This is a genomic window from Singulisphaera rosea (assembly GCF_054877945.1).
The window spans coordinates 29,000-54,385 of the sequence record NZ_JBTYIP020000018.1; the positions used below are offsets into that span (position 1 = coordinate 29,000).

Here is a 25,386-nt window from a genome sequence, read left to right on the forward strand (position 1 = left end):
GTGGCCCCCGGTATTGCGCATTAACGAATTGATTCCAACGCAGGAATCTTCGACGGATCGCCGACGAACTCTCCAGATCGGGACCCTTCCGCTCCTCGCTGGCCGAGCTCGAGGTGCCGGGCATCGTTTTTGCCGCATTTCGAGGGACGCTATCATCGAACTTATTCGTTTAATATAATTTAGGCGAGGTTTGGGTCCGCACGTACGTTCGAGTCACCGTGAATCAGTGGGGTTGTGGATGGCACTCGAGTTCGCGCCTGGCAAGACGCGCATTGGTTGGATCGGGACCGGGGTCATGGGGACCTCGATGTGCGGCCATCTCATCGACGCCGGATACCAGGCCACGGTCTATAACCGGACCGCGTCCAAGACGAAGGTGCTGACCGACCGAGGGGCCAATCTCGCCAAGACCCCGCGCGAGTTGGCCGAGACCTCGGACGTGATCTTCACGATCGTGGGCTTCCCGCGCGACGTTCGAGAAGTGATCCTTGGGGAGGATGGTACATTGGCCGGGTCGAAGCCCGGTCAAGTGCTCGTCGACATGACGACGAGCGAGCCGGCCCTGGCCCGAGAAATCTTCGAGTCGGCGAAATCGAAAGGGGTCCACGCGGTCGACGCCCCCGTCTCCGGGGGAGATATCGGGGCGCGTGAGGCCCGGCTCTCGATCATGGTCGGCGGCGAACCCGAGACGTACGAGGCCCTCCTCCCCGTCTTCCAGGTGATGGGGAAGACGATCGTCCACCAAGGGGCCGCCGGGGCCGGCCAGCATACGAAGATGGTCAATCAGATCCTGATCGCCACCAACATGATCGGGGTGTGTGAAGCCCTGCTCTACGGCCACAAGGCCGGACTGGACCTGGACGAGGTCCTCAAGAGCGTGGGAAGCGGGGCGGCCGGTTCCTGGAGCCTGAACAACCTCGGGCCGCGGGTGATCGCCGGCAACTTCGAGCCGGGGTTCTTCGTCGAGCACTTCTTGAAGGATATGGGAATCGCCCTATCCGAGTCGAAGCGGATGAATCTGGCGCTGCCCGGCCTGGCCTTGGCCGAGCAGCTTTATCGAGCCGTCGAGGCACAGGGACTCGGGCGGAAGGGCACTCATGCCTTGATGCTCGCCCTGGCCCGACTTTCTCAGGTCGAGTGGAAGCATGCGTCAGCCTGATGCCCTTCACGTCTTACCCTCGACGCCGTTGAGGAGGGGCGTATCCATGAACACGCCCGATCCCGGCGAATCCCTGACTGCGAATCGGCCTCGGATCCTGCTCGTCGAGGACAACGACGCGGCGAGCAAGGGGCTCTCGAGGATTCTCGCCGTCATGGGGTATGACGTCACCGTCGTGACCGATGGCACTTCCGCGCTCGAATCGTTGCGGTCCGCGCCTCCTCCCGACTTCCTCCTGACCGACCTCAGACTCCCCGACCTGGATGGACGCGAAGTGGCCCGTTTCGCCTCGCAACTGGTCCCGAGGCCCCGCGTTGCGCTCATCACCGGGTGGGACATGGACACCACCGTGCAGGACCGGAAGTCGTGGGGGATCAACTGGGTCCTCCTCAAGCCGCTGGATATCTCGGAACTGATGGCGAAGCTGCGGAACCCCGACGGCGACGAGCCGGAGACCCCGGGGCCGACTAATTCGAACTGAGCCAGTGACCGCCGACAGTCATCGACGCGAAGTGTATCCGGGACCGCCTTGAGTGAGTCGGGCACCTCGGTTATCATTTGAAGCTTTCACGACTCACCGTGGTCATCGTTCGGTGGCACGGTCCCGGCAGGTTCGTTGAGGAGAACGCATGGCCAGTCGTCGTCGAGGAAAGGGCCGCCGCAAGGTCGGCCGGAAGAAGCGTCGGATGCGTAGCAGGATCCGGCACCGCAAGAAATAAGGTCGGTGACAGGCCCGCTCCCTCGAGAGTAAAGGCGGGCGGCCGCTTCGCGTCCGAGAAGATCTTCTCGGACTCGACTGGTCCCGCCGGTGCCTCCCCTCTCCGTTCGTCCCGAGCGAGAGGCGACCCACGAAACAAGATCCCCAACGCCGCCCCGGTGGGCTCGACCCCAACGGGGTGTTTTCGTCGGTCACGCCAATACCTTACGGATCGCCAAGCCTTCCACCATTGGCCTAGGACGGCGGTTTGCGTATCATTGTCCGGGGGGATATCTTCAGACTCATCCCGGGGCCTGGGAGCCGGCCATGGATCACCGACCTTCCCTCGATCTTCTCGAGTCGACGCATTTTTTCCCGGGCGTATACCAGATCAAGGCCATCGGAATCGCCGAGAACGGTTTCGCCGACCGCGTGGTCGAAGCCGCCGCGGCCGAGGTTTCGGGGACTTCGGAGTTGGATTACTCCCTCCGGACGACTCCCGGTGGCCGCCACGTGGCAATCACGCTGGATATCACGGTCCAGAATGCCGAACAGGTCCGTGGGATCTATGCCAGGATTCGGGCACTCGAGGGTTTGACGCTCCTCTTCTGATGTCGGCCCGTATGTCGCCGGACCTGCGGATCGGATTGACCACGCCGAGACGCAAGGCATAGAGTATCCCTCCTTGGCCCCGCCGTCGGGGCTCGCCCTCAAACTCGAGGCATTCTCCCAGCGATGATCGAGCCTCCCTCGCCGCCGGAACGGATCGACCTTGCGCGTTGCGACGACAGCCGAGATGCCGTGCATCGGGCCGTAGCCTGCCTGGCACAAGGTGGGATCGTCGCCTTTGCGACCGAGGAGATCCACAGTTTGGCCGCGAGCGCGCTCCAACCCGAGTCGGTCGCGAAGATTCGTGCGACGATCCCCGAAGGAGGACCTTCGGGCCTGACGCTCCTGATCAAAGGGGCGGTGGAAGCCGAGGACTGGTTCCCCAACCTCTCGGGCATCGGTGCCAAGTTGGCCCGCCGGGGCTGGCCGGGGCCCCTGACGCTCCAGTTCCCCGACGCCTCCGAGCAAGGCCTGTCGCACCGGCTTCCTCCGCAGGTTCGGTCGAGCCTTTTCCCCCAAGGTTCGGTGGCGTTGCGATCCCCCTCCCATCCCTTCCTCCGCGAGGTGCTCCGGCTCCACCCTGCCCCGCTCGTCCTGGCGGAAGTCGATCGGCCCGAACCTGGAGTTGAGACGACATCCGGCGCGTTCGCAACGTTGCCGGGCCTGGCCTTGGTCGTCGACGACGGTCCCACGCTCCTCGAGTCGGTTTCGACGGTGGTCCAGGTCGAGGGCGATCGGTGGGAAATCACCCGCGCCGGTGGCTTCGATGAGACCTCGATCCGGCGGATGGCCGGGACGATCCTCCTTTTCGTCTGCACGGGGAATACCTGTCGAAGCCCCATGGCCGAGGCCCTTTTCAAGGTCTTACTCGCCAATCGGCTTGGATGTGACATCGACGAGATCGAGGAGCGAGGATTCGTCGTCTCCTCCGCTGGCATCGCCACTTCGAACGGGATGCCCGCCGCCGGTCACGCGATCGACGTCGTCCGTTCCCGAGGCGGCACGCTCCAGAATCACAGCAGTCGGCAACTCACCCCCGACATGATCCTGCACGCCGACCACATCCTGACGATGACCAACGATCATCTCGACACACTGCTCGACCACATCCCCGAGTGCGCCCCTCGCGCCCGACTCCTCCATCCGGGCGGGGACGACGTCGCCGACCCCGTCGGCTCGGATCGAGAGACCTACCTCCGCACCGCCCGCGCGATCGAGGACTATCTCCAAAGGTTCCTCGACGATCTGAACCTCTAGCGCAATTCCTGGATGTACCGCCCACAAACGCGGGGCAGGAATGCCCCGCCAACCGGCGGTTTGCGGAGTTCGCAGGGTGGGTAGGGCACTCCTTCCCCGCCAAGGTAAGAAGGCAACGGCGCGTCCCCCCTTCGCCAAGCCCGATCGCGACCCAACCGATTGCCGCTCTTCGACCTCCGATCAACGTCTCTCTCCAGCCCTCTCGCGAAGGCGAAGGCCTCGGCTTGGCCCATCAGCAGTTGCTGAGCGGGCGCCGAGACCCCTCGATCCGGATCATCGACTACTTGGGCCCTGGCTCGTTGTGCCCATGCCCTGCGGTGTGGCCATGCGGCTCGCTCAAGGGGGACTTCGTCGCGCGTTTGAGAAGCTTCCGGCCACCGTCGAGCCGTCCGAACAGGTAGTAGAGGCCGGGGATGACCAGGACGCCGATGATCGTGCCGAACAGCATGCCTCCGGCGCCCGTGGTGCCGATCGTCCGGTTCCCGATCGCCCCCGCGCCGGTCGCCACGACCAACGGAAAGAGGCCGGCGATGAAGGCGAAGGAGGTCATCAAGATCGGCCGGAATCGAAGCTGGGCGCCTTCGACGGCCGCCTCGTGGAGTGACACGCCCTGGAGCCGTCGTTGGACCGCGAATTCCACGATCAAGATCGCGTTCTTGCCGAGCAGACCGACCAGCATGACCAGGCCGATCTGGGCGTAGACGTCGTTCGCCAGGCCGAGGGCCCGGAGGCAGAGGAACGAGCCGAAGACCCCGACCGGCAGCGACATGACCACGGCCAGCGGCAGGATGAAGCTCTCGTACTGCCCGACCAGCACCAGATAGACGAAGGTCACGACAATAATAAAGATATAGACCGCCTCATTCCCCTTCCTCGCCTCGTCGTAAGCGAGCCCTGACCAGCCCACGTCGTATCCGCGGGGCAGCGTCTTGGCGCCGACCTCCTTGATCGCCTGGATGGCCTGGCCGGTGCTGTATCCCGGTGCCGGCGCGAGTTGGATGGCGGCAGAGGTATAGAGGTTGTAGCGAGTGATCTCATTCAAGCCTTGCTTCTTGACCAACGTCGTGAACGCCGAGTAGGGGACCATCTCCCCCTTGTCGTTCTTGACGAAGAGGTTGTCCAGGTCCTCCGGATAGCGCCGGAACTCGGATCGGGCCTGGACGAACACCTTGTAGAAGAAGTTGAAACGAATGAAACCTTGTTCCCAGGTGCTTCCGATCAGGATGTTGAGGTTGTCCATCGCGGCCTTGATCGAGACGCCCTTCTGCATCGCGACGTCGTTATTGATGACCACCTCGTACTGCGGATAGTTGGCGGCGTAGAAGGTGAACAGGTTCGCCACTTCCTTCCGCTTTTTCAGGGCGGCCATGAACTTTTCCGTCACCTGCCCGAGCCGCTGGTAATCCGCGGAGAACGTCATATCGAGGACGAGCATCGAGATGCCGCCGGCGGTGCCGAAGCCGGGGACTGCGGGCGGCTCGAAGAACTCGAGCTTGACGTTGCTGATCTTGGTGCTTTTCTGTTCCAGAGTTCGAATAAGTTCTCGCGCGGTCCTTTTCCGGTCGGACCAGTTTTTCAGGTTGATGATGCAGGTGCCCGAGTTCGAACCGCGGCCTTCGGTCAGGACTTCGTAGCCGGCCAACGAGGTCACGGAGGTGACCTCCTTGATCTCTCGGGCGATCTGCTCGAGTTCCTGGGATTTGGCGTTCGTATACTCGAGGGTGGAGCCCGGTGGCGTCTGGAGGACCGCGTAGATAATGCCCTGGTCCTCGCCCGGGATGAAACCCGTCGGGAGATGCGTGTTGACCGAAACGATGCCCGCAGCGAATGCACCGACGATCGCCATGGTCAGGACTCGTCGCGTGGCGATGCGTCGCACGATCGCGGCGTAACCGACCGTGATCTTCTCGATAAGACGGTCGAAAGGCTTCCTCACGAGCGGGATCAGGATGAGCCCGAAGCCCACCGGCCCCCACAACTCGTAAGCCAGATACGTCACCACTCCCAGGGTCAGCAGTCCTCCGAGTGCAATTAGGATCCTGACGCCCAGCCCGCGCGTCCTCCTCGCGGCGGGCGTGGGAGACGCAGTGCCGCCGTCGCTCGGATGAGCCTCATGTCCGGGGTGGGCGTGGGGCTTGAGGATCATCGCACAGAGCACGGGCGTCAGAGTCAGGGCCACCAGTCCCGACAGGATGATGGAGGTGGCCATGGTGATCCCGAACTCGCGATAGAACGTGCCGACCGCGCCGGGGATGAACGTCACGGGGACGAAGACCGACGTCATCACGAGGGTAATTGCGATGATCGCGCCCGAAATCTCTTGCAAGACCTCGAAAGTCGCCGTGTAGGGCGACAAGTGCTTCTGGGCCATCTTGGCATGGACGGCCTCGACCACCACGATCGCGTCGTCGACCACGACCCCGATGGCGAGGACCATCGCGAAGAGTGTGATCAGGTTGATCGAAAGGCCCATCAACCTCAGGACGAAAAACGAGCCGATCAGCGACACCGGGACCGCCAGCGTCGGGATCAGCGTCGACCGCAGGTCACCGAGGAACATGAAGACGACGAGCGACACCAGGATGAACGCCTCGAGGAGCGTGTGCAGCACCTTGTCGATCGACGCGTCCAGGAACTTGGACACGTCATAGGCGAACTCGTAGTCCATCCCCGGAGGGAAGGACTCTTTCTTGATCTGCTCGAGCTCCCCCTTGATCTTCTCGATCACCTCGGAGGCGTTGGACCCAGGCGCCTGTTTCAGGACGAGCGACGCCGCGGGGTGGCCGTTGATGTCGGAGTAGATGTCGAAGAACTGGGGCCCCAGCTCGACCTGGCCGACGTCCTTCAGCCGGAGTATCTCGCCGTCGGGATTCGCCTTCAGGATGATCTGCTCGTATTGACTCGGCTTATTGAATCTACCTATATAAGTTAATACATATTCTTTCGACTGCGACGTCCGGCCCGTCGCCTGGCCGAGTCGCCCGGGTGAGCCGATCATGCTCTGTTCCGACAGCGCCTTCATGACGTCCTCGGACGAGACGTTGTAGGCACGCATGCGGTCGGGGTCGAGCCAGACCCGCATCGCGAAGATGCGGTTGCCCAAGTTCCTCGGGATGCCCATGCCCTTGATGCGCTTGAGCCGGGGCATGACGTAGATGTTGGCGAAGTTGAAGAGATCTTTCTGATCGGCGTTGGGATCCGTGCTGTAAATATTCACATACATCAGCATGCTTGGCACGACCTGGCTGACGAGGATCCCCTCGCGAACGACCAGGGGCGGGAGCTGGAAGAGGACGATATTGACCCGGTTCTGCACGTTCACCACGTTGATATCGGGATTCGTTCCCGGTTCGAAGTAGATGATGATCGCGGCCTCCCCGGCGCTGGTGGCGGAGGAGGTGATGAAGCGCATGTTCTGGACGCCGTTGATGGATTGCTCCAGCGGGATCAAGACCGACTCGACGAGGACGTTGGCGCTGGCGCCGGGGTAGGAGATGGAAACCATCACGGTCGGCGGTGCAATATCCGGGAATTGTGCGATCGGGAGGGTCAAGATGCCCACCGCACCCAGGAAGAGGAGGATGATCGAGATGACGATCGCGAGCGCCGGCCGATCGAGGAATTTCGTGAACATGGCGTGAAACAACCCGTGGTGTTCGTTGTCATAAGGCCCGGGAACGACGGCTACTCCGCGCGGTATTTCTGGTTCGAGATGGCATCCTCGGGCTTGCGGAATTCGTATTCCACCTTCCCACCCTCCTGGACCTCTCGCACCCCTTCCAGGACAATCTTATCCTCCGCCTTGAGGCCCTTGTCGATGACGAAGATATCCTCCAGCTCGTGCGTGATGGTGATCAGTGTCTGGTGGGCGATACCCTTCGCGTCGATCACCCAGACGTAACGCTTGTCGAGAATCTCGAAGGTTGCGCGTTGGGGGATGAGGAGGGCGTTCCTGAACGGCCGGTTGATTTTGATGGTACCGGTCTGCCCGTTGCGCAAGAGGGCCTCCGGGTTCGGGAAATCGGCCCGGAATTTGATGTTCCCGTTCTCGTTGTTGAATTCGGCTTCGATCGCGCCGATGACGCCTTTTTGCGGGAACGTGTCGCCGTTCGCTAACACGAGCTCGATCTTGTCTTCGAGTTGATGCTGCTTACGTCTCGCCATGTATTCGAGGTAATATTTCTCGGGCACGTTGAAATAGACCCACATCACGCTGTTATCGGCCAAAGTCGTGAGGATGTCCCCTTCCCGGATGAGGCTCCCTTCTCGCTGGAGCAGGCGGTCGACGATGCCGCTGAAGGAGGCCTTGACGTCGGTGAAGCTCAGCTCGGCCTTCGCCAACTGCCGCTTGGCGTCGGCCTTCGCCAGCTCCGCCTCGTGAAGCTTCACGTCTTGATCGGAAACGAATTTTTGGCCGAGCAGGCTCTTCGCCTGCTCCCACTTCAACCGCGCGAGCTCGACCTCGGCGACCTCGGCGTCGAGCCTGGCCTTGTAGAGCACGGGGAGGACCTGGAACATGTAATCGCCCTCCTTGACCGCCTGTCCCTCCTGGATCCAGATCTTGTTGAGATACCCCCCTTCCAGGGCGCGCACTTCGATGTGACGCTTCGAGCGGATCTGGCAGACGAACGACTCGGTGATGGTGATGTCCTGGACCTTGGGGCTGGTCACGACGATCACAGCGTGTTCTTCAGTCGTTTCCTCACCCGAGGTGGAGAACGACTCGAACTTGTCGACCACGAAGGTCCTTGCCTCCTTGGATTTCGCGACGACTTTGTCGACCGCGACGTTCAACTTTCGCATGGATTCCGGCGGGAGGAGGTTGACCCCCATCTTCGACAATCCGATGATGCCGCCGACCGCCACTACGGCGACGACTCCGAGGCTAATTGCGGATCGCCGCATGACCACGACCATCGGCTTCATGGGCCCTTCCTCCTCCGGCCGGTTCGCGGCCGGTTGACTACCACGTCTGTCCGGGGCATTTCGGCTTCACCGCTCAACAACTTCAGGACTGCGTCGCTCTTCGGCCGTAACGACCCCGCAATGTGAGGATCTCACGCCCGGATAGGCCATGCAAGGATAGCTTGTGGAGGTCGCGTGGTGAGAGAACGAGACGGCAGGAAACGCTTGCCGAAGCGACCAAGTATTCGGCGAGACTTCAAGTATTCCTCCGTGAATCCCACCGGATGAGCCGACCGATCTCATGCCACCCGTGGGTTGCCAATCCAAGGACGCATTTGCCTGGCCGCCGAAGGATGCCAGGCCTGGAACCCTGCTCTCGACTCGGAACGTGCGACCCTGGAAAGGCTACCCTCTGTTTCGTCGCGACATCGTTCGTCTTCGGACCGGGACAACCGACCGACGACACGAGAACGCGGGATGACGGAAAAGACCCTCGAGAGTCGGCGACTCCCGAGGGTCTTCGTACCTGAAACGATCCCACCATCAAGGTCGACCTTGAAATGTAGGAGAAATGTGCTGGCAACAATGATATTGGCGACCCCCATCGCCGAATCATAATTGATCCTATCAGGAACGCGTTGCAACGCAAGTCGAGGGTTCAAATCGCCCTGAAGGGCCAAGAGTGCCAGCAGCTCGCGTAATCCGTAATCATCATTAATTGGCATTATTGGGTGCCACGTCTGTGTCGAGCGGCCTCGCGCCACTCATTGATGATGAGTTTGCAACCCTCATGCCGGTCACCGTCGGGTCCTCGGATTCTCCAGAAGGCTGGTACGGAAGGATCACGCCGATCTGGCGGGGTCTCGGGGCAGTCACGGCGAAGACGCCTCTACCGTTGAGGTCGATGTCCGAGATCTTCCATCGGAGTTCGCTGACACGATGGGATGGACGAAGCCTTCGGGCAGGCCATGGACCGAGGCAGGGATGACGGCGACGGTCAGGTCGAGATCTCGGAGGAGCTCCGCGACTCTCGGATCGCTCGCGACGGCGGCGCTGAGGACGAGACCTCCCGGCGAGCAGGCTGGAAGCCGAGACGCCACGTTGACGGTGGTCCCGAAGTAGTCGAGGTGGTCGTTGAGGGTCACGACCATCGCCGGGCCTCGATGGACACCGAGTCGAAACACGAGTCCCGCCGTTTTCCGGATCGGAGCGACGGCCGACACCATGTCGAGGGCGGCCTTGACCGCATCCACCGACTCCGAGAAGACCGCGACCATCCCCTCGTAAATCGTTTTGATGAGGGCGCCTCGATGGCTCCGGACGCAATCGTCGAGGATCCGAAAGTGCTCGTGGAGAATCGCGAACGCCTCCGCATCCCCCTTCTCGCCATAGAGCCGCCCGGCCTGGTGGAGTTCGGTCACCACGAGCGTCACCGTCTCCAGATTGATCAGCTGACCCGGCGAGAGTATCTCGCCGGGAAAGAGCGAGCGGAACAATGCGAAGGATGAGGCCCGAGCCGCGGTGAAGGCGTCGTCGCGGGGAGCAAGTCGCTCGATGCGCACGAGGATCTCCCTCCTGCCGTGGTTCTCGAGGGCGATCGTCTGCTGCGCGGGCTTGAGGGACCTGGGGAGTTCCTCCGCGGGAGTCTCGGTGAGTGAGAGGTCGAGGCGATTTACCTTGGCCTCCGCGCCCACCCGAAAGTCGAACGCGAATGCGAGTTGGGGTCCTCGGATCCGGTAGGATCCTTCGCCCAGATTCAGGTCGAGTGCCAGACGCTCCCCGGGCCCGATCCTCGCCTGCGCCACGACGTGCGGCGAGTGGGCCGGCCCTCCGATGCAGAAGGTACCGAGCTCCGCCGCGCGGATCTCGGGATGGGCCCGAAAGATGAGCTCGACCGAGTTGGCGAAGTCGAGCTCGAAATCGAGCTGGCAGGCCGCGCAATTCCCGTGTTCGCGGAGCGCCTGGAGGGTCCCGATGACCTGCGAAGGGATCCGGCAGATCGGGCAGAGGATGTCCCAGAGGAGGATCAACGCCCCTTCGCTCGCACCCCTGAGGCAGGCCGCAACGACCTGGTCAGGGTCGAGGCCGAGCCGACGAGCCAGGGCGAGCGGGCGTATCCTCGCAACGTCCTGCGCCGAGGCCCTCGCGAGGAAATCGCCGAGCCGCTCGGCGACAAGTGGGGCGACACCGTGTCCGACGAGCGACTCGAGGCAACGGGCAAGCCGCTTTCGCCGGTCGTTCGATAGCTCTGGGACGGCTTCGAACGGGTCGACAACCGGGTCGGCCCCCATCTTGCCGGTCAAGGCCGCGTCGATCCGCTGGTACGCCTGCGCGATCGAGCGACGGCCCCGGACTCCGATCTCCACGGCGGCCACCGCCCGGCCGAAAGCCCCATGCGAGGCGATCCGCACGGCATGGGCCAGGGTCGTCCCGCCACCAGCCCTCGGCGTAAGCTCGACGATGCTGATGAACCACTGGAACGGCCCTTCGGTGAACTCGCGGAAGACGCCGAGCCGACGCCCCTCGATCCACTCGAACGGGTATTCCTGCCAGGTTGAGGAGACGCCCGACTTGCGAATGTGGCCGAATCGTCGTGTGGCCCCTCCCTCATCGACATCCAGGGAGAACTCGATCGCCGGTAGGCCGATGGCACGGTTGAAACGCTCCGTGTTCGAGACATGCGGCCAGAGCTGTCGAGGGGTCGCCTCGAGCTCGAACCGGAAGTCGAATCGGCTGAGTTTCCCGGGGTCGACCTCGGGGATCAGGGGATGGATGACCATGCCCGTCGGCTCGCCCCGAAGCAACCGGTCGAGGTCATCGAGCATCTCGAAGGCGTCGGCGTAGCGCTCCTCGGGAACCTTGGCGAGCGCCTTGGCGATGACCTGGCCGACCCCGTCGCTCGCCGAAGTGTTCCACTCCCTCAGCGCCGGGGGACGCGCGTTCTGATGCATCGAGATCAAGCTCAGGGCCGACGCCGCCTCGAACGGAGGTCGACCCGTTAGCAGATGGAAGAGGGTCGCCCCCATTGCGTAGACGTCCGCAGATGGACCGAGCTCCCCCTCGCCCGAGCATTGCTCCGGGGCCATATAAAGAGGCGTCCCGAGGATCGCGCCCGCGTGCGTGACGTTGAGCGAGTCGGTCTCGACGACGTGGCGAGCAAGCCCGAAGTCCGAGAGCTTGACCCGAGGCGCACCCGACCCTTCGTCGTCGCGTCGCGCCTCGGGGTCGATCACCAGGATGTTCTCGGGCTTGACGTCGCGGTGGACGATCCCGCGCAGGTGGGCCGCCCCGAGCCCCCTGGCCACGTCGGCCATGATCGCCAGGGCGACCCGCTCTTCGAGCTTACCGTGCCTAGACAGATAAGAGCCGAGGGTAGTCCCATCAACAAACTCGAGTGCGATGTAATGAATACCCCGGTCTTCGTTCAGCTCGATCAGGTTCGTGACGAACGGATTGTTGACCTCCGCGAGGAGTCGAGCTTCCTTGTAGAAACGCCGCAACGAGTCGGGCCGTTTCGCCCAACGGGAATTCAGGATCTTGATGGCGACGATCGACCGGTCGGCGAGGTCTTCTCCCCGATAGACCGCCCCCATCCCCCCCTCGCCAAGCTTCTCGCGGAGCTGGAACCGACCGACACGCTCGGGGACGGTCGGCCTACTCTCCTCGTCAGGAAACGTCGACCGAGAACCGAAGCTCGCCACGGAGGCCGCCCCTGAGTCCCCGGTCATCCCCAGGGAGTCGGAGGTGATCCCGAACGGATCGACGAGGGCCGCGAGCCGGTCGCAAAACGATCGGGCCGACGGCCGTTCGTCGGGATTCGTGGATCGTGCCTCGGCGATCAAGCGAGATTCGGGCGACGACTCGACGGCCCGACCATCCCATCCCCTGCCGTCTCCGGGACCCGACCGGGAGAGACACCACTCCAGGAGCATCCCGAGGGCGAGGAGGTCGGCGTCCGGCGACCGGGTGGTCGACTCTCCGTTTCCACCAAGCCCCGACCAGTCGATCTTGAGGGCACCTCCACCCGCGACGACGATCGAACCGGGCCCTAGGCGGCCATGCGCCAGGCCGAGCCGGTGGGCCTCGGCGACGCCTCGGGCCACCGACAGGACCGTCGAGAGCGCAGTCGATCGCGAAAGCATGCCGGTCGCGAACGCGGAGGATTCGGCCATCGGCGTCCCCTCGACGTCCTCGAAGACGGCGAAGGCCGGGGTCCGATCGAGCTCGAGCTGAACGACCCGCCGGGCCGTTGGATCGGCGAGCATCGCCGCCCCTCGGAGTCGTTTCGAACGGGTCGCGGCCCGAGGCGAGTCGGCGTCGACGGGGCTGAGAACCCAGATCTCGACGACGGCGCCGGCCGTTGTGTCGACCGCCCGATAACGGACCCCCTCCGGCCCTGCTTCAACCTGTTGTTCAAGCTTATACGTGCCGAACATCGGTTTTCGTTCAATTCATGGGAATCAACCGACAACCTCCGGTCGCCGCCCGAGCATCACGGGCGGTCGCGTCCCACGCTCCTCGCGCGGCCGGGTCGGTTGGCCGTCGCCGACGGGGCAATCAAAACAGAAAGGACATGAGAGACGGGGAACGGGAGCGAATCAAGAGGGGCGGCCGACGGAATCCTTGTCTTCCGTCGACGGGAGGACCTCGACGAGGATGCGGCGGATCCGGGTCGGGTCGGCCCGTTGGACGGTGAGCCGATGATTCCCGACCACGATGCTATCCCCCACCTGGGCAATCCGGCCCAGCACGTCGAGGATCAGGCCCCCCGCAGTCTCCGCATCGGTCTCCGGGATCTCGACCCCGCAGGACTCGGCCAGGACGTCGAGCGGGCAGGCCGCGTCGACCTCGAAGATCCCGTTGCTGAGCGGGACAACCTGCGGCACTTCCCGGTCGAACTCGTCCTGGATCGGACCGACCAACTCCTCGAGGACATTCTCGAGGCTCACCATGCCGACCATGCTCCCGTATTCGTCGAGGAGCATCGCGAGGTGGACGCGATTGCGCTGAAACTCCACGAGCAGGAGGTCGAGCCGCATCGTCTCGGGGAGGAACGGGATCTCTCGGGCCCATTTCCGGAGGTCGGGCCGGCCATTGCTCGCCGCCCCGGCACGGAAGAGATCCTTGACGTGGATCATCCCGATGACGGTCGTGAGGTCGTCGACGCAAAGAGGGTAGCGTGTATGGCCGGCCTGTCGAGCGAGCCGGAGATTGTCCTCGAGGGGGCGCGACAGGCTGAGATAGACGATGTCCGGCCTCGGGACCATGATCCGCCTCGCGGTCTTCTCCTCGAGGTTCAAGACGTTCTCGATGAGGATGCGCTCGTTGCGCGAGAGGTGCCCCCCGGCGACGCTCTCGGCGACGATGTGCCGCAGCTCCTCTTCGGTGTGGGCGACCTCGTCATGATCGGTCTGGCCCAGGCCGAGCATCCAGAGGGTCATGTTGCTGGCGTTGTTCAGCAACCAGATGACCGGGAAGAACGTGAAGTAGAAGGCCATGAGCACCGGCGCGGTCACCAGCGAGGCCGTCTTGGCCGAGCGGATGGCCAGGGTCTTCGGCGCCTGCTCGCCAAGCGCCATGTGCAGGAAGGTGACCACGGTTAGGGCGATGAAAGGGGCGAGGATCGAGAGCGGCCCAGAAACATGCTCGCCGTCGGGGAAGCCGAGATAGGCCAACCCGCGGACGACCCCCGGCTCGACCCACTCGGAGCTCGCCTTCCCAAGCGCGAGACTTGCCACGGTGATCCCGAGCTGCGACGCCGAGAGGTAGGCGTCGAGGCGATCGAGGGCGCGGCTGGTGAGCTTGGCCGCCCAGTTCCCCTCTTCCACCAACTGGTCGATCTGGCTTGTCCGGACCTTGACCAGCGCGAATTCCGCGGCAACGAAGAACCCGTTGACAAACACCAGGCCCGCGATGATCAAGAACTCGGCGAGTCCCATCGAGCATGTTATCCGGTCGGACACGGGCGGCGATGATCTACGAACGAGTCGGATCACCTCGGCGTCGCGAGAGTCGTGAAGCGTCGAAGATTCTAACCGAAAGCGACGAAGGGAATCACGATCGAATTCCCTCCTCCTCGAACGAGTTCCGACGGCGAGGGTGCGACACCCCGTTAAGGATCGGCGAGTGGGACGGTTCTCTTCCCCGAAACCCGAAATGTCCGAGAGGGAGCGGGGTGGCCCGTTGAAATCTGAGCGGGCCTGGTAAAATATTCCGGCACCCTTGACTGGGGCCCAGAACGGCTTTACGATGCAAAGCAAAGAACGAGTGGCCGAACTCGCGTCGGAACGCCCACGACCTGTTCACGAGAGGCGGCGTGGAATGGAGCTTCGGGAGGCGTTGACCCAGATTTCGGAGATCCGGCTCCAACTGGCGCGGACCGAAGTCTTCCGCGGTTACCGGGCGATGCCGGTGGCTTTCTCTGGGGTCCTGGCGATTGCCGGGGCGGGCTTCCAGGCGGCCTGGCTCCGTTCACCGACGGAGGAACTGCCGGCGTACTTGACCCTCTGGGTCGGCGTCGCAGTCCTGAGCGCGTTGGCGGCGGGGGCCGAGATGGTCGTGCGGGCCAGGAATTCGCTCTCGCCGTGGACCCGGGAGATCACCTGGCTGGCGGTCGAACAGTTCGTCCCCTCGTTGATCGCCGGCGGGTTGTTGACGGGGGTGCTCTTCCGTTGTGCACCCGAGACTCTCTGGATGCTACCCGGCCTCTGGCAGGTCCTGTTCAGCCTGGGAGTCTTCGCCTCGAGCCGCCTGCTCCCGAGGGCGACGTTCGTGGTCGCTGTGTTCTACCTCGCTTCCGGACTCGGGACCTTGGTCCTCGCGCGGGGAGATGCGGCCCTGTCCCCCTGGGCGATGGGCTTGCCCTTCGGGGTCGGCCAGTTGCTCGCGGCGGCCGTGCTCTATCGCACGCTGGAGTGTCACGATGACTAAGCCCAACACCGACGAGTCGACCGGACGCTTCGCGTACGAAGGGCTCGAGCGCGTCTTCCACGAGAAGGCGAGGCTCGGGATCATGACCTCCCTCGTCACGAATCCCAAGGGGCTCGTCTTCGCCGACCTCAAAGAGCTCTGCGCCCTGACCGACGGCAACCTCAGCCGACACCTCCAGGTGCTCCACGAGTCGGGCTTCGTCGAAGTCTGGAAGGGCTTCCAAAGGAACCGACCCCAGACCCTCTGCCGGCTCACCGACGAGGGCCGACGCCGATTCCTCGAATACATCACCGTGCTCGAAAACGTCGTGGCCGACGCCCTCTCTGCCGCGAAGGCCCCGCCCGTCCCGGCCAAATCCCTCTCCGAAGGCTGGTCGACCGCGTGACCCAAGGCGGAACACCGCCCACCCACCGCATAGCGTCGGCCCACTTTACTTTGCAATACAAAGCCAAGGATTCTCTCGAGGTAGACCCATGAAAGTCGTCCGTGCCGAAGTGATGGGGATGTGCTTCGGGGTTCGCGACGCCTTGAAGATCATCGACCGCGTCGAGCAGCCAGGCGCCGTGACGATTCACGGGCAGCTCGTCCACAACGATGCGGTCCTCACTCGGCTCCACCAGGACGGATTCGGCATGACCGACGAGTCGAACCGGGGAGGAGTCCCCGAGACCCCGGTCGTGCTCATCACGGCACACGGGGTCAGCGACCGCGAGCGTCGCCGACTCTCCGAGGCGGGCAAGCAGCTCATCGACACGACCTGCCCGCTCGTGACGCGTGCCCACCATGCGGCCGTCAAGCTCCAGGCGGAGGGCTATCACGTCCTGGTCATCGGGCGTCGCGGCCACGTCGAGGTGCAGGGGATCGTCGAGGATCTCGAGAGCTTCGACGTCGTGCAGTCCGAGGCCGAAGTCGTCCGCTACCCGTTCGATCGACTGGGGATCATCTGCCAGACGACCGCCACGTCCAGGGCCGTCGAGCAGGTCCGCGCTGCCGTCGCCTTGAAGAACCCCGACGCGGAGATCCGGTTCGTCGACACGGTCTGCCTCCCGACCAAGGAGCATCAGCGCTCCCTGGAACGGCTCCTCGACCAGGTCGACGCGATGGTGGTCGTCGGCGGGTACAACTCGAATAACACGCGAGAGCTCGTCGCCCTTTGCCACTCGCGAGGAGTACCTGCGCTCCACGTCCAGGGGCCCGATGGCCTCGACGCCGAATGGTTCTCCGGCTACGAGACCGTGGGGCTGACGGCCGGGACCTCCACGCTCGAGGCGACGATCGAAGAGGTGCATCAGGCGATCTTGCGGATGACCGTCGAGGTCGAGGCCTGAGCCTTCAAGAACGCGTCCGCTCCGGAGAATGTCCCTCGACGGTCAGGGGGCGCCGGGAATCGACCTCGCCTTGGGGTCGTCGGGCGGGCGGTCCAGCTTGAGGAACGCGAAGAGGTCGATGAGCTCCCGGGGAGAGAGCTGTTTCTCGAGGTCCTCGGGCATTAGGGAGAGCGGGCTGATCTTCAACTCCTCCAGTTCGGCCCTAGAAATCGTCTCGAGCTTGCCCCCTTGAGTCTTGAGCACGATCCTCGAGGGGTTGTCCTCGACCAGCAGTCCGGTCAGGACTCGGCCGTCGGCCGACGCCACCGTCGTCGCCTGGTACGCGGCGCCGATCACGAGGCTCGGGTCGAAGACGTTCGAGAGCAACTGGTCGTAGGAACCTCGCCCGTTGAGGGTGATCTCCGGGCCGACGTCCTGGCCTTCGCCGTAGATCTTATGGCACTGGGCGCAGACCTTCCGAAAGACCTCGCGGCCGGCGAACTTGTCCCCCTTCTCGGTGCCGATCAGGCGGCGGACCTGGGCGATCACCTCGTCCCGCTTCGGGTCACGCCCCTCCCGGATCGTGCCCCAGCGGGCCTTGGCCTGCGCGGCGAGTTCGGGGTCCTTATTGGTTAACAGCTTCCGGACCTGATTCAGGTTGAGGGCATCCTTGTGGAGCTTCCCCTCATCGATCGCCTTCAGGAGAGCCCGACTCCACGACGTGCGCTGGGTGAGAAGTTCGACGGCCCTCGGCTGGAGTTGCGGGTCGAGCCTCGGGTAGGCCTCGAGGACGACTTCGCCGACCTTCGGATCATCCAGGCGACCGAGCGTCCCGAGTAACTGGCCCCGGAATTCGGCCGAGTTCTCCCGAGGGTTGGTCACGACGTCGGCGACCGGTCCGAGCACGGTCAGGTCCTTGACCGAGACGAGGGCCCCGAGGGCCTCGACCCGTTCGCCTGGCGTTTGCTTCGACGACCCGAAGACGCGCTTGGCCGCCGCGAACCCGCGAGGATCCTCCCAAGATGTCGCGAGTAAAGCCGCCTCGACATAGAGCGGACCGTCTTCGGGTCCTTCGAGAATCCTCCCGACCAGCGGCGAGAGCCCTCGCTTCAACGAATCGAGGCGAGGCCCGGCAATCTGGTCGGTCTGGATTTCCGACGCGAGCGACCGCATCACGTCGTCGGCCACGTCCGGGTCGGCTGCGGCCCCTTCGGCGATATGGCTCAGGAGTGCCACGACTGCGGAGGAGTCGGCTCGGCTCGCGAGGATCCGTTCGACGGCCCTCGGGATGATGGCATTCACCCCGGCGGCACGCTTGCCCGTCGCCCGAGTCGCGAACGCGACGAAGGCCGCCGATCCCTCTTCGAGCAAGGGGTGCAGGTTCTGCCAGACGACGTTCGGGATCAGGGGATCCCCGGCGCTCTCCGAGAGGACCTCCATCAAAATCGGGAGCGGTTCAAGGCCTTCGACTTTCCTCGACGCGATGGCGACCTGCAGCCGGACGTCGGGCGAGGGGTCGGCGGCCATCGCGGCCAACGCCGCTCGAAGGCCGTCGGCCACCCGGTGCTGATTCCCCGACGCCCTAACGCCCCAGGCCCGGAACGTCGGATCGTCGTGGGACAGGAGCGTCTTGAGAAAGCCCTCGTCGAGGGGCCCGCACGAGATGCGGGTCCAGAGAGCGTTCAGCCTCCCCTTCCTCGGTTGAGTGGCGTCGAGAGCCCGCGCCTCGAGCTTCTTGAGGATGCCGAACGAGTGGCGTTCGGCGAGCAGACGCGGGGCGATCTCGCGATCGTAGCCGTTGGGGCTCCCGAGGAGATCGATCAGGCGATCGTCCCCCTCCTTCGACAGGTCGAAGCCGGCGCGGCGGGGAGTCTCCTTGTAGCGGATCCGATAGAGTCTCCCCTTGAGGCGGTCGATCCCGGCGGGGTCTCGGTTGGCGTCCTGGTAGCAGTGGTAACGGTCGTACCAGTCGAGGATGTAGAGGCACCCGTCCGGCCCGGTCTTCTGCACGATGGGCATGAACCAGGCGTCGTTTGCAGAGAGGAAGTCGGGGGTGCCGGCCGCTGCATAAGTCGAGCCCTTCCGAATGAGCGTATCGGCGTTGATGCAGTTGCCGTGGATGTTCCCCATGTAGAGACGGTTACGGTACTCGACGGGGTAGGCGTCGCTATCGTAGTAGTGGATCCCCGCGTAAGCGGCACGTTGGTGCTCGTGCTCGACGATCGAGTCGATCTTCCAGGTAAACGGCGGATAAGGGCCGCCTTGTCGGTGGTAGTACCCGGTCTCGGTCAGGTGCCAAAGGTGATCGATGACGCAGGCGCTGGCGAAGGCATTCCCCTCGGGATCCCAGGCAATGCCCCAAGGGTTGCTTGTCCCCTCGCAGAAGAGCTCGAAGTCCCTCGTCACCGGATGGATCCGGAAGATGGCGCAGGTGAAGTCGAACATCCTGCCACGGTGCGCGATCCGGCTGCGATTGAAGACCCCGTTCCAGCCATAGAGCCAGCCGTCGGGTCCCCAGGTGAGGGAGTTGGGGAGCTCGTGCGTATCGAAACGGCCGAAGCCGGTGACGACCACCTCGCGCGTGTCTGCCTTGCCGTCCCCGTCCGTGTCCTTCAAAAATAGGAGATCGGGCGAGTTGGCGACCCAGACCCCGCCATGCCCGACCGCAATTCCCGAAGGGATGTTCAAACCTTCGGCGAAGGTTGTGAACCGGTCAGCCTTGCCGTCCCCATTTGTATCTTCGAGTACCTTGATGCGATCTCGCCCGACGCCGGGGGCCTTTCTGGGATACTCCAGGCTCTCGGTGATCCAGACGCGTCCCCGCTCGTCGAATGTCATCGCGACAGGGTTAACGATGTCCGGCTCGCTCGCGACGACTTCCACTGCGAAACCTTCGGGGACTTTCATCCTCCGGACCGCTTCCGTCGGTGACAGCGGATCATTGGGAGGCCGGTCCTGCCCGTGCGGAACGAGCTTAGGCCCCTGCCCCATCGCCGAATGCGAGAACAACGCCACCACGATCAGCGCCAACGACCGGAATCGCCGAAACTCGAAACCCGGTCTTTGCTTAAAAACCGGTTTTCTGACGGACCGGGTGCCGACACCCCGCGAGGGGTCTACAAGTTCGAGGGCATCAGCGTCTTGTAGGGTGGGCATCGCCCACCGCACCCCCGAACCACTGCTGGACGATGCCCACCCCTCGAAGGTCGGATTGAGGGAATCCACGACCACCTCTCGGGAGGGAGAGTCGACGTCTAGGGCGTCAGAAACCCGTTCTTTAAGAAGAAAGCGGGTTTCGGGACAGACATTTGCACGTGAAACGCCGATCATCATCGCCCCTCCTGCTCCCGGTGCCGTAACCCTCCCCCAGCATCGAGCCGGGGACGACCGCCGATCGCAGATTTACCAACACCAATAAATCGAGATATCTACAACTAAAAAAGAAGCGACACCTGCCCTTTGAACGCCGCCCATCCCTATCGATGCGAGACGGAGGCTACCGAGAGCCGGATTGAGGACGGGAGCCCCTCGAACGGGGATCGAAAGGCCCCGAGACCTGAGGCGTCACTTCTCCTCGGCCTTCTTCTCGCCTTCGGGAGCCTTTGGCGAATTCGGTACCTTGGCGAGTTCGCCCTGGAAGGCCTCGACCCCGGCCCTGGCGACGAGGGCGTCTTGTTCGCCGGTCCCGCCCCCGACGCCGACCGCGCCGATGACCTGGCCGTCGACGACAAGCGGGATGCCGCCAAAGAGTGTCGTGATCTTCCCGCCGCTGGCTGAGGCCGCATTTTGGAGGCTGAGGTTCAGGTGGGGATCGGGCGAAGCCGTCCCTTTCGGGATCGGGCCGGTCTCCTGGCGGTACGTGGCCGCGCTCGTCGCCTTGGTGATCGCGGTGGCAACGCTCGCCGGACGGGCGCCGTCCATCCTTTCGAATGCAATGAGGTGGCCACCATCATCCACCAGGGCGATATTGACCTTCAGCCCCATCTCGACCGCCTTCTTCTCGGCGGCCACGATGACCGTCCGTGCACCGGCGAGCGTCAGTCGGACCTGATTGCGAACCACAAACGGTGAGCCGTCCGAGGGGTGCGAAAAGCCCCAGTCCTTTTCGGTGACCGCCGGGGTGGCCTGGACCTTCGCGAGGATCCCGACGATGGCCTCGACACCGATTCGAAGACCATTGTCCGCGTCCCCCGTCCGCAGGCCACGAATGAATGCGTCACGAATCTCTCGCTGCGGAACTTCACCCACGGCCGAGCGGGCTTCCTCGGAAACCCGGACCTCGATCTTGTGCTCATCCTTTGCGAGGAGGACATAGACCGCCTTGCCCTTGAATCGCTCGGAGTTTTTCAGGGAGACTTCCTCGATCGATCGGACGCCGAGCGACTCGATCGTCTCGATGTATGTAGGGACACGGCTTTGCTGCTTCGCGTTGAGGAGTTGAGTTTCCGCTTTCTCGACCGCCTGGGCCGAGAACATTCGAGCCCTGTCATGGATGCTCGAGGCCTTGCCGAGACCTTCCTGGGCGCGGGCGTCGGAGTCGACGATCCCGCAAACCGTCGTAATCGCGAGGAGACAAGCGAGGAAACCTGGACTTTCAGATCGTCGGGTGAACATCAAGGAGATTCTCCGATCACGACGAGGGAGAGGGGAAGATGCCGCCCCCCGGGCCTCGCGCCTCGGGGGAGGTCCGGGGCCGTTCAGCGCTTCGGCTGGGCGAACATCCAGTCGATCACGGCCCGCTCGTTGTAGGCGCGATCCCAACTGTTGTGGCCGACGTCGCGATACTCCAGCTCCTTCGGGAACGAGCCGACGATGCGGAGCGTGTCGGCCATCTCCCGGGTGTTCTCGACCGTAGCGAGGCCGTCGGCGTCGCCGACGATCGTCCAGCTCGGCAATGTCTTGAAACCGGCGGCGGTCTCGGGCTTCCCTCGGCCGCAGATCGGCACGACGGCCGCGAAGCGGTCGGGCAAGGCTGCGGCGAGCGACCAGCTCCCGGAACCTCCCATCGAGAGTCCGGTCAGGATCACGCGGTCACGCTCGGCCTTGAAGTTCGAGATGACGTCTTCCAGCGCCGCGAGCGCCGCCTTGGAGTCGTCGGAACCGGCCGACCACGTTTGGCGGGCCTGCGGGAAAACCGCGATCGCCGGGAACAGGCCCGGATTCGCGAGGATCGCCGGTCCGAGCCCCACCTGAGCATTCACCACGCCGTCCTCACCCCGTTCCCCGGAGCCGTGGAGGAAGAGGATCACGGGAAACGACTTCGACCCGTCGTAGCCGGTCGGGAGATAGACCGAGTATTTCCGCTTGGCCCCGCCGAACTCGACCGTACGGAGGTGAAAGCCCGGCGCGTTCGGGTTGTCGACGGAGGGCCTCGGCAATTCCTGGATCCACAGATCCTTGAACTCGACGGTCATCGGCCCGCCGGCGTGGATCTGGAGGGCGATCCGGCCGTCCCGGGCGATCTTGTCGTCGTCTTCCTTGTACTCGACGGACTTCAACCCGTTCAGGAACAGCTCGATCTTCCCGCCCATCGCCCGCACGACGTACTCGTTCCAACGGCCTCGGTTCAGCTTCGCGATCGCCTTGGGGTCGCCCGCGACGAGCACCTTGTTCCGGCGCGACTCGTCGTAGAGGCCGCCCCACCAGCCTTCGCCGATGTCGGCCTGATAGCCTGACATCTCGTGTCCGGGGACCCGGACGCTCCGGAACTGGACGCCGCTATTGCAGCCGTCGCTGCCGTTGATTCGAAACGTGAGCTTCAGGACGAAGTCGCCATAACTCTTCTCGGTGGCGAGGAAGTCGTTGTGGTTGAGCCCGGGCGAGTTCCCGACGATCATCCCGTCCTTCGCCGACCAGAGCGACTTGTCCCCCTCCCAGCCCGTGAGATCCTTGCCATTGAAGATCGGGGCGAAGCCCACGGTCTCGACGAAGGCGGGTTCACCGTTCAGGAGCCTCGCCCAGCGGATGACGGTGGTCGCGTAATAGCTTCCGCCGATGTCGGTCCCGCCCGCTTTGACGCTATAGCTTCCGTCGGAGTGCCGACAGCTCGCGACGAAGCCGAGGAGCTTCGCGAGGTCGGGGGTTTCCTTCATCATGTAGAAGGCTCGCATGACCCGATACGTGGCCTCCAGGTCCGAGTCCCCTTCCCCCTTCGACCAGCCGCCGTCGGCGTGCTGCCCGGCGCGGAGGGTATTCAGCACGGCGTCCTTCTTGTCGAGCTTGACGCCCATCCGGAGCAGGGCCGCCGCGACGCCACCGGTCTCGAACGCCTGGGACGCCCCCTGGCCGCAAAGGCCTTCGGGGCTCCGCATCGCCTCGATCTGCTTGGTCCAGGCCTCGAAGTCCGGCGAAGGCTTGCCGGCCGCCTCCATGCCCGCGATCGCCAGGCGGACCTGTTCGTAGGCTTTTGCGTTCTTGGAGAAGTATTCGATGGCACCTCGGGTATAGGTGTCGGAAGTGATCTTGAGCTCCGCCGCGGCCATCAGGCCCGTCGCCGTCGTCGGCACGTCCGTCGGCCCGCCGGGCTCCTGGGCGAACCCGCCGTCGGAGGCGTCGTAGCACATCTTCACGAACTTGATGCAGGCCAGGACGTCGGGAATCGATCCATGAGTGTTCTTCAAGACGCGGATCGCCGAGGACGTCGCCCCCAAGGTCGACGAGGCCCCCGGCTTGGCGGAAAACCCACCGTCCGAGTTCTGCAATGTCGCCACGAACGCCGCGGTCTTGGCCAGTTCCTCGGTCGACTGCGCCCGGACGCTCGACGCCAACGCGAACACGACCGCCCAGGTGGTCAGGCTCAATACGACCCGCCTCATGGTCACACTCCACGATCCCGAAGGAATTCCACGACGCATCCCAAGCGAGACAGTCTGCCAGGCCGCCGCGCTCTCGGCAACCATCTCGTGCGTCGGGGCGAACTCCATGACCTGCCGGAAGCGCAGGTTCGTCGTCGGGACCGAGGGCCCACGTTCGGGCCCTCGACCTTGTGGTGGATTGAGGTGTCGAGAGGACCTGGAAGTGTCACCCGCCCGCAATTGCCCCCACGATCAGGAACGGTTCGGAACCGTTGGCCACGTCGTCAGGAAGCAAGTCGCCGGGCTCTTCGTGCGAGAGGTCTCGCTGGCAGGCGAAGAATCGCAGGAATGCCCGTCGCTTTCGCGTGGAATGGTCGCGGATCGTCCCGCGCAGCATGGGATAGCGGACTTCGAGGGCGTCGAGGACCGAGTCCTGCGTCACGAGGCCCTGGACGTCGAGCACGACCTCGCCTCTAACGCCGGCCAGGGTCCGCAGGTGGGTCGGCAGCACGACACGGATCATGCGAGGGTTTGGACCTCGACGGAGAGGACGGCCGGGAGGTCGCGGATGATCGCCGACCAGGAGTCGCCGGCGTCCGACGAGGCGTAGACCTGGCCGCCGGTCGTCCCGAAGTAGACGCCGCAATCGTCGAGCGTGTCGACGGCCATGGCGTTGCGGAGAACGTTGACATAGCAGTGACTTTGGGGCAATCCTTCGGACAACGCCTCCCAGTCGTTCCCACCGGAGCGGCTTCGGAAGACGCGGAGCTTACCTTCGGGCGGAAAGTGTTCGGCGTCGCTCTTGATCGGGACGACGTAGATGGTCTCGGGTTCGTGGGCGTGGACATCGATGGCAAATCCGAAGTCGGTGGGGAGGTTCCCGCTGACTTCTTGCCAGGAGTCGCCCGCGTCGTCGCTCCGCATGACGTCCCAGTGCTTCTGCATGAAGAGGACGTTCGGCCTCGACCGATGCATGGCGATCCGGTGGACGCAGTGTCCGACCTCAGCGTCCGGGTCGGGGATGTATTCCGATTTCAAGCCTCGGTTGATCGGTCTCCAGGTCTCCCCGGCGTCGTCGGTGCGGAATGCCCCCGCCGCCGAGATCGCGATGTACATCCGAGAGGGCTGGTCCGGGTCCTGGATGATCGTGTGCAGGCACATCCCGCCCGCCCCCGGTTGCCAGCGAGGGCCGGAGCCGTGTCGTCGCAGGCCCGAAACTTCCTCCCACGATCCGCCGCCATCGGCGGAACGGAACAGTGCCGCGTCCTCAACACCGGCGTAGACCATTTCCGGGTCGACCGGCGATGGCTCGAGATGCCAGACCCGCTTGAACTCCCAGGGGTGGGGCGTCCCGTCGTACCACTGGTGCGTCCCAGGCACCCCGTCGTACGCAAACGCGTTGTTCATCGGCCGCCAGGTCACGCCACCGTCGTCGGAGCGTTGGATGACCTGGCCGAACCATCCGCTCGACTGGGAGGCGTAGAGCCGATCCGGATCGATCGGAGAGCCCTTGACGTGGTAAATCTCCCAACCCGCGAAGAATGGTCCCTGGATATCCCAATCCTCGCGCTTCCCGTCCGCGCTGAGTATGAACGCCCCTTTTCGCGTGCCCACGAGGACCCGGACCCGGCTCATTGGAACCTCCACCGTGATTCGGCAAGGACGCGGCCCATCCCGCAAAGGCCATCGAACCGATACGACTCGTCTCTCTTTCTCGACAAATCGAGC

16 protein-coding genes are annotated in these 25,386 nt (G+C 64.1%); 7 read left to right on the top strand and 9 right to left on the bottom strand.

Annotation, left to right across the window (positions count from 1 at the left end; genetic code table 11):
* Positions 1-238: 238 nt before the first annotated feature.
* The 4 genes from ACYOEI_RS25805 (at position 239) to ACYOEI_RS25820 (ending at position 3,722) form a co-directional block, all read left to right on the top strand.
* Entirely contained in the window at positions 239-1,159 is a 921-nt protein-coding gene (locus ACYOEI_RS25805) for an NAD(P)-dependent oxidoreductase (RefSeq protein WP_462852513.1), read from the top strand.
* A 46-nt stretch (positions 1,160-1,205) separates the two neighbouring features.
* The gene (locus ACYOEI_RS25810; protein ID WP_462852514.1) at positions 1,206-1,640 is read left to right on the top strand and encodes a response regulator; all 435 of its coding nucleotides are present in this window, start codon (positions 1,206-1,208) and stop codon (positions 1,638-1,640) included.
* 543 nt (positions 1,641-2,183) lie between these two features.
* Positions 2,184-2,468, top strand: coding sequence for a YbeD family protein (locus tag ACYOEI_RS25815; RefSeq protein ID WP_462852515.1), 285 nt, complete (start codon positions 2,184-2,186; stop codon positions 2,466-2,468).
* A gap of 123 nt (positions 2,469-2,591) precedes the next feature.
* Entirely contained in the window at positions 2,592-3,722 is a 1,131-nt protein-coding gene (locus ACYOEI_RS25820) for an arsenate reductase/protein-tyrosine-phosphatase family protein (RefSeq protein ID WP_462852516.1), read from the top strand.
* 280 nt (positions 3,723-4,002) lie between these two features.
* Here ACYOEI_RS25820 and ACYOEI_RS25825 read toward each other — a convergent pair whose 3' ends face one another.
* The 4 genes from ACYOEI_RS25825 to ACYOEI_RS25840 all read right to left on the bottom strand — a co-directional run bounded on the left by ACYOEI_RS25825 (position 4,003) and on the right by ACYOEI_RS25840 (position 14,566).
* Positions 4,003-7,356, bottom strand: a complete 3,354-nt coding sequence (locus tag ACYOEI_RS25825) for an efflux RND transporter permease subunit (RefSeq protein ID WP_462852517.1) — start codon at positions 7,354-7,356, stop codon at positions 4,003-4,005.
* A 50-nt stretch (positions 7,357-7,406) separates the two neighbouring features.
* Positions 7,407-8,648, bottom strand: coding sequence for an efflux RND transporter periplasmic adaptor subunit (locus ACYOEI_RS25830; RefSeq protein ID WP_462852518.1), 1,242 nt, complete (start codon positions 8,646-8,648; stop codon positions 7,407-7,409).
* 851 nt (positions 8,649-9,499) lie between these two features.
* Positions 9,500-13,063 carry a protein kinase domain-containing protein gene (locus ACYOEI_RS25835; RefSeq protein WP_462852519.1) on the bottom strand — a complete coding sequence of 1,188 codons (3,564 nt, stop codon included), beginning with the start codon at positions 13,061-13,063 and terminating at the stop codon, positions 9,500-9,502.
* 162 nt (positions 13,064-13,225) lie between these two features.
* Positions 13,226-14,566, bottom strand: coding sequence for a hemolysin family protein (locus ACYOEI_RS25840; RefSeq protein ID WP_462852520.1), 1,341 nt, complete (start codon positions 14,564-14,566; stop codon positions 13,226-13,228).
* Between the two features lie 382 nt (positions 14,567-14,948).
* Here ACYOEI_RS25840 and ACYOEI_RS25845 point away from each other — a divergent pair, with 382 nt between their 5' ends.
* From ACYOEI_RS25845 to ispH, 3 genes are all read left to right on the top strand, one after another.
* On the top strand, positions 14,949-15,557 hold the full coding sequence (locus ACYOEI_RS25845; RefSeq protein WP_462852521.1) for a hypothetical protein: 609 nt from the start codon (positions 14,949-14,951) through the stop codon (positions 15,555-15,557).
* On the top strand, positions 15,550-15,942 hold the full coding sequence (locus tag ACYOEI_RS25850) for a transcriptional regulator (protein ID WP_462852522.1): 393 nt from the start codon (positions 15,550-15,552) through the stop codon (positions 15,940-15,942). Before ACYOEI_RS25845 ends, ACYOEI_RS25850 begins: the two co-directional genes overlap by 8 nt.
* Positions 15,943-16,030: 88 nt before the next feature.
* Complete coding sequence (gene ispH / locus ACYOEI_RS25855; RefSeq protein WP_462852523.1) at positions 16,031-16,885, top strand: 4-hydroxy-3-methylbut-2-enyl diphosphate reductase; 855 nt, start codon at positions 16,031-16,033, stop codon at positions 16,883-16,885.
* Positions 16,886-16,927: 42 nt separating this feature from the next.
* Here ispH and ACYOEI_RS25860 read toward each other — a convergent pair whose 3' ends face one another.
* The 5 genes from ACYOEI_RS25860 to ACYOEI_RS25880 all read right to left on the bottom strand — a co-directional run bounded on the left by ACYOEI_RS25860 (position 16,928) and on the right by ACYOEI_RS25880 (position 25,293).
* Positions 16,928-19,894, bottom strand: coding sequence for a PVC-type heme-binding CxxCH protein (locus ACYOEI_RS25860; protein ID WP_462852524.1), 2,967 nt, complete (start codon positions 19,892-19,894; stop codon positions 16,928-16,930).
* A 534-nt stretch (positions 19,895-20,428) separates the two neighbouring features.
* Positions 20,429-21,478, bottom strand: coding sequence for a heme-binding protein (locus ACYOEI_RS25865; protein ID WP_462852525.1), 1,050 nt, complete (start codon positions 21,476-21,478; stop codon positions 20,429-20,431).
* A gap of 83 nt (positions 21,479-21,561) precedes the next feature.
* Positions 21,562-23,679 carry a 3-keto-alpha-glucoside-1,2-lyase-like domain-containing protein gene (locus ACYOEI_RS25870; RefSeq protein WP_462852526.1) on the bottom strand — a complete coding sequence of 706 codons (2,118 nt, stop codon included), beginning with the start codon at positions 23,677-23,679 and terminating at the stop codon, positions 21,562-21,564.
* A gap of 205 nt (positions 23,680-23,884) precedes the next feature.
* On the bottom strand, positions 23,885-24,181 hold the full coding sequence (locus ACYOEI_RS25875) for a MoaD/ThiS family protein (protein WP_462852527.1): 297 nt from the start codon (positions 24,179-24,181) through the stop codon (positions 23,885-23,887).
* Positions 24,178-25,293, bottom strand: coding sequence for a WD40/YVTN/BNR-like repeat-containing protein (locus ACYOEI_RS25880; RefSeq protein ID WP_462852528.1), 1,116 nt, complete (start codon positions 25,291-25,293; stop codon positions 24,178-24,180). The genes ACYOEI_RS25875 and ACYOEI_RS25880 overlap by 4 nt, the downstream gene beginning before the upstream one ends.
* Positions 25,294-25,386 lie beyond the last annotated feature (93 nt).

What these genes read in the sequence shown, in the direction of transcription:
- ACYOEI_RS25805 (WP_462852513.1), top strand. Translation starts at nt 239, where the DNA reads ATGGCACTCGAGTTCGCGCCTGGCAAGACGCGCATTGGTTGGATCGGG.
- ACYOEI_RS25810 (WP_462852514.1), top strand. Translation starts at nt 1,206, where the DNA reads ATGAACACGCCCGATCCCGGCGAATCCCTGACTGCGAATCGGCCTCGG.
- ACYOEI_RS25815 (WP_462852515.1), top strand. Translation starts at nt 2,184, where the DNA reads ATGGATCACCGACCTTCCCTCGATCTTCTCGAGTCGACGCATTTTTTC.
- ACYOEI_RS25820 (WP_462852516.1), top strand. Translation starts at nt 2,592, where the DNA reads ATGATCGAGCCTCCCTCGCCGCCGGAACGGATCGACCTTGCGCGTTGC.
- ACYOEI_RS25825 (WP_462852517.1), bottom strand. Translation starts at nt 7,356, where the DNA reads ATGTTCACGAAATTCCTCGATCGGCCGGCGCTCGCGATCGTCATCTCG.
- ACYOEI_RS25830 (WP_462852518.1), bottom strand. Translation starts at nt 8,648, where the DNA reads ATGAAGCCGATGGTCGTGGTCATGCGGCGATCCGCAATTAGCCTCGGA.
- ACYOEI_RS25835 (WP_462852519.1), bottom strand. Translation starts at nt 13,063, where the DNA reads ATGTTCGGCACGTATAAGCTTGAACAACAGGTTGAAGCAGGGCCGGAG.
- ACYOEI_RS25840 (WP_462852520.1), bottom strand. Translation starts at nt 14,566, where the DNA reads ATGGGACTCGCCGAGTTCTTGATCATCGCGGGCCTGGTGTTTGTCAAC.
- ACYOEI_RS25845 (WP_462852521.1), top strand. Translation starts at nt 14,949, where the DNA reads ATGGAGCTTCGGGAGGCGTTGACCCAGATTTCGGAGATCCGGCTCCAA.
- ACYOEI_RS25850 (WP_462852522.1), top strand. Translation starts at nt 15,550, where the DNA reads ATGACTAAGCCCAACACCGACGAGTCGACCGGACGCTTCGCGTACGAA.
- ispH (WP_462852523.1), top strand. Translation starts at nt 16,031, where the DNA reads ATGAAAGTCGTCCGTGCCGAAGTGATGGGGATGTGCTTCGGGGTTCGC.
- ACYOEI_RS25865 (WP_462852525.1), bottom strand. Translation starts at nt 21,478, where the DNA reads ATGTTCACCCGACGATCTGAAAGTCCAGGTTTCCTCGCTTGTCTCCTC.
- ACYOEI_RS25870 (WP_462852526.1), bottom strand. Translation starts at nt 23,679, where the DNA reads ATGAGGCGGGTCGTATTGAGCCTGACCACCTGGGCGGTCGTGTTCGCG.
- ACYOEI_RS25875 (WP_462852527.1), bottom strand. Translation starts at nt 24,181, where the DNA reads ATGATCCGTGTCGTGCTGCCGACCCACCTGCGGACCCTGGCCGGCGTT.
- ACYOEI_RS25880 (WP_462852528.1), bottom strand. Translation starts at nt 25,293, where the DNA reads ATGAGCCGGGTCCGGGTCCTCGTGGGCACGCGAAAAGGGGCGTTCATA.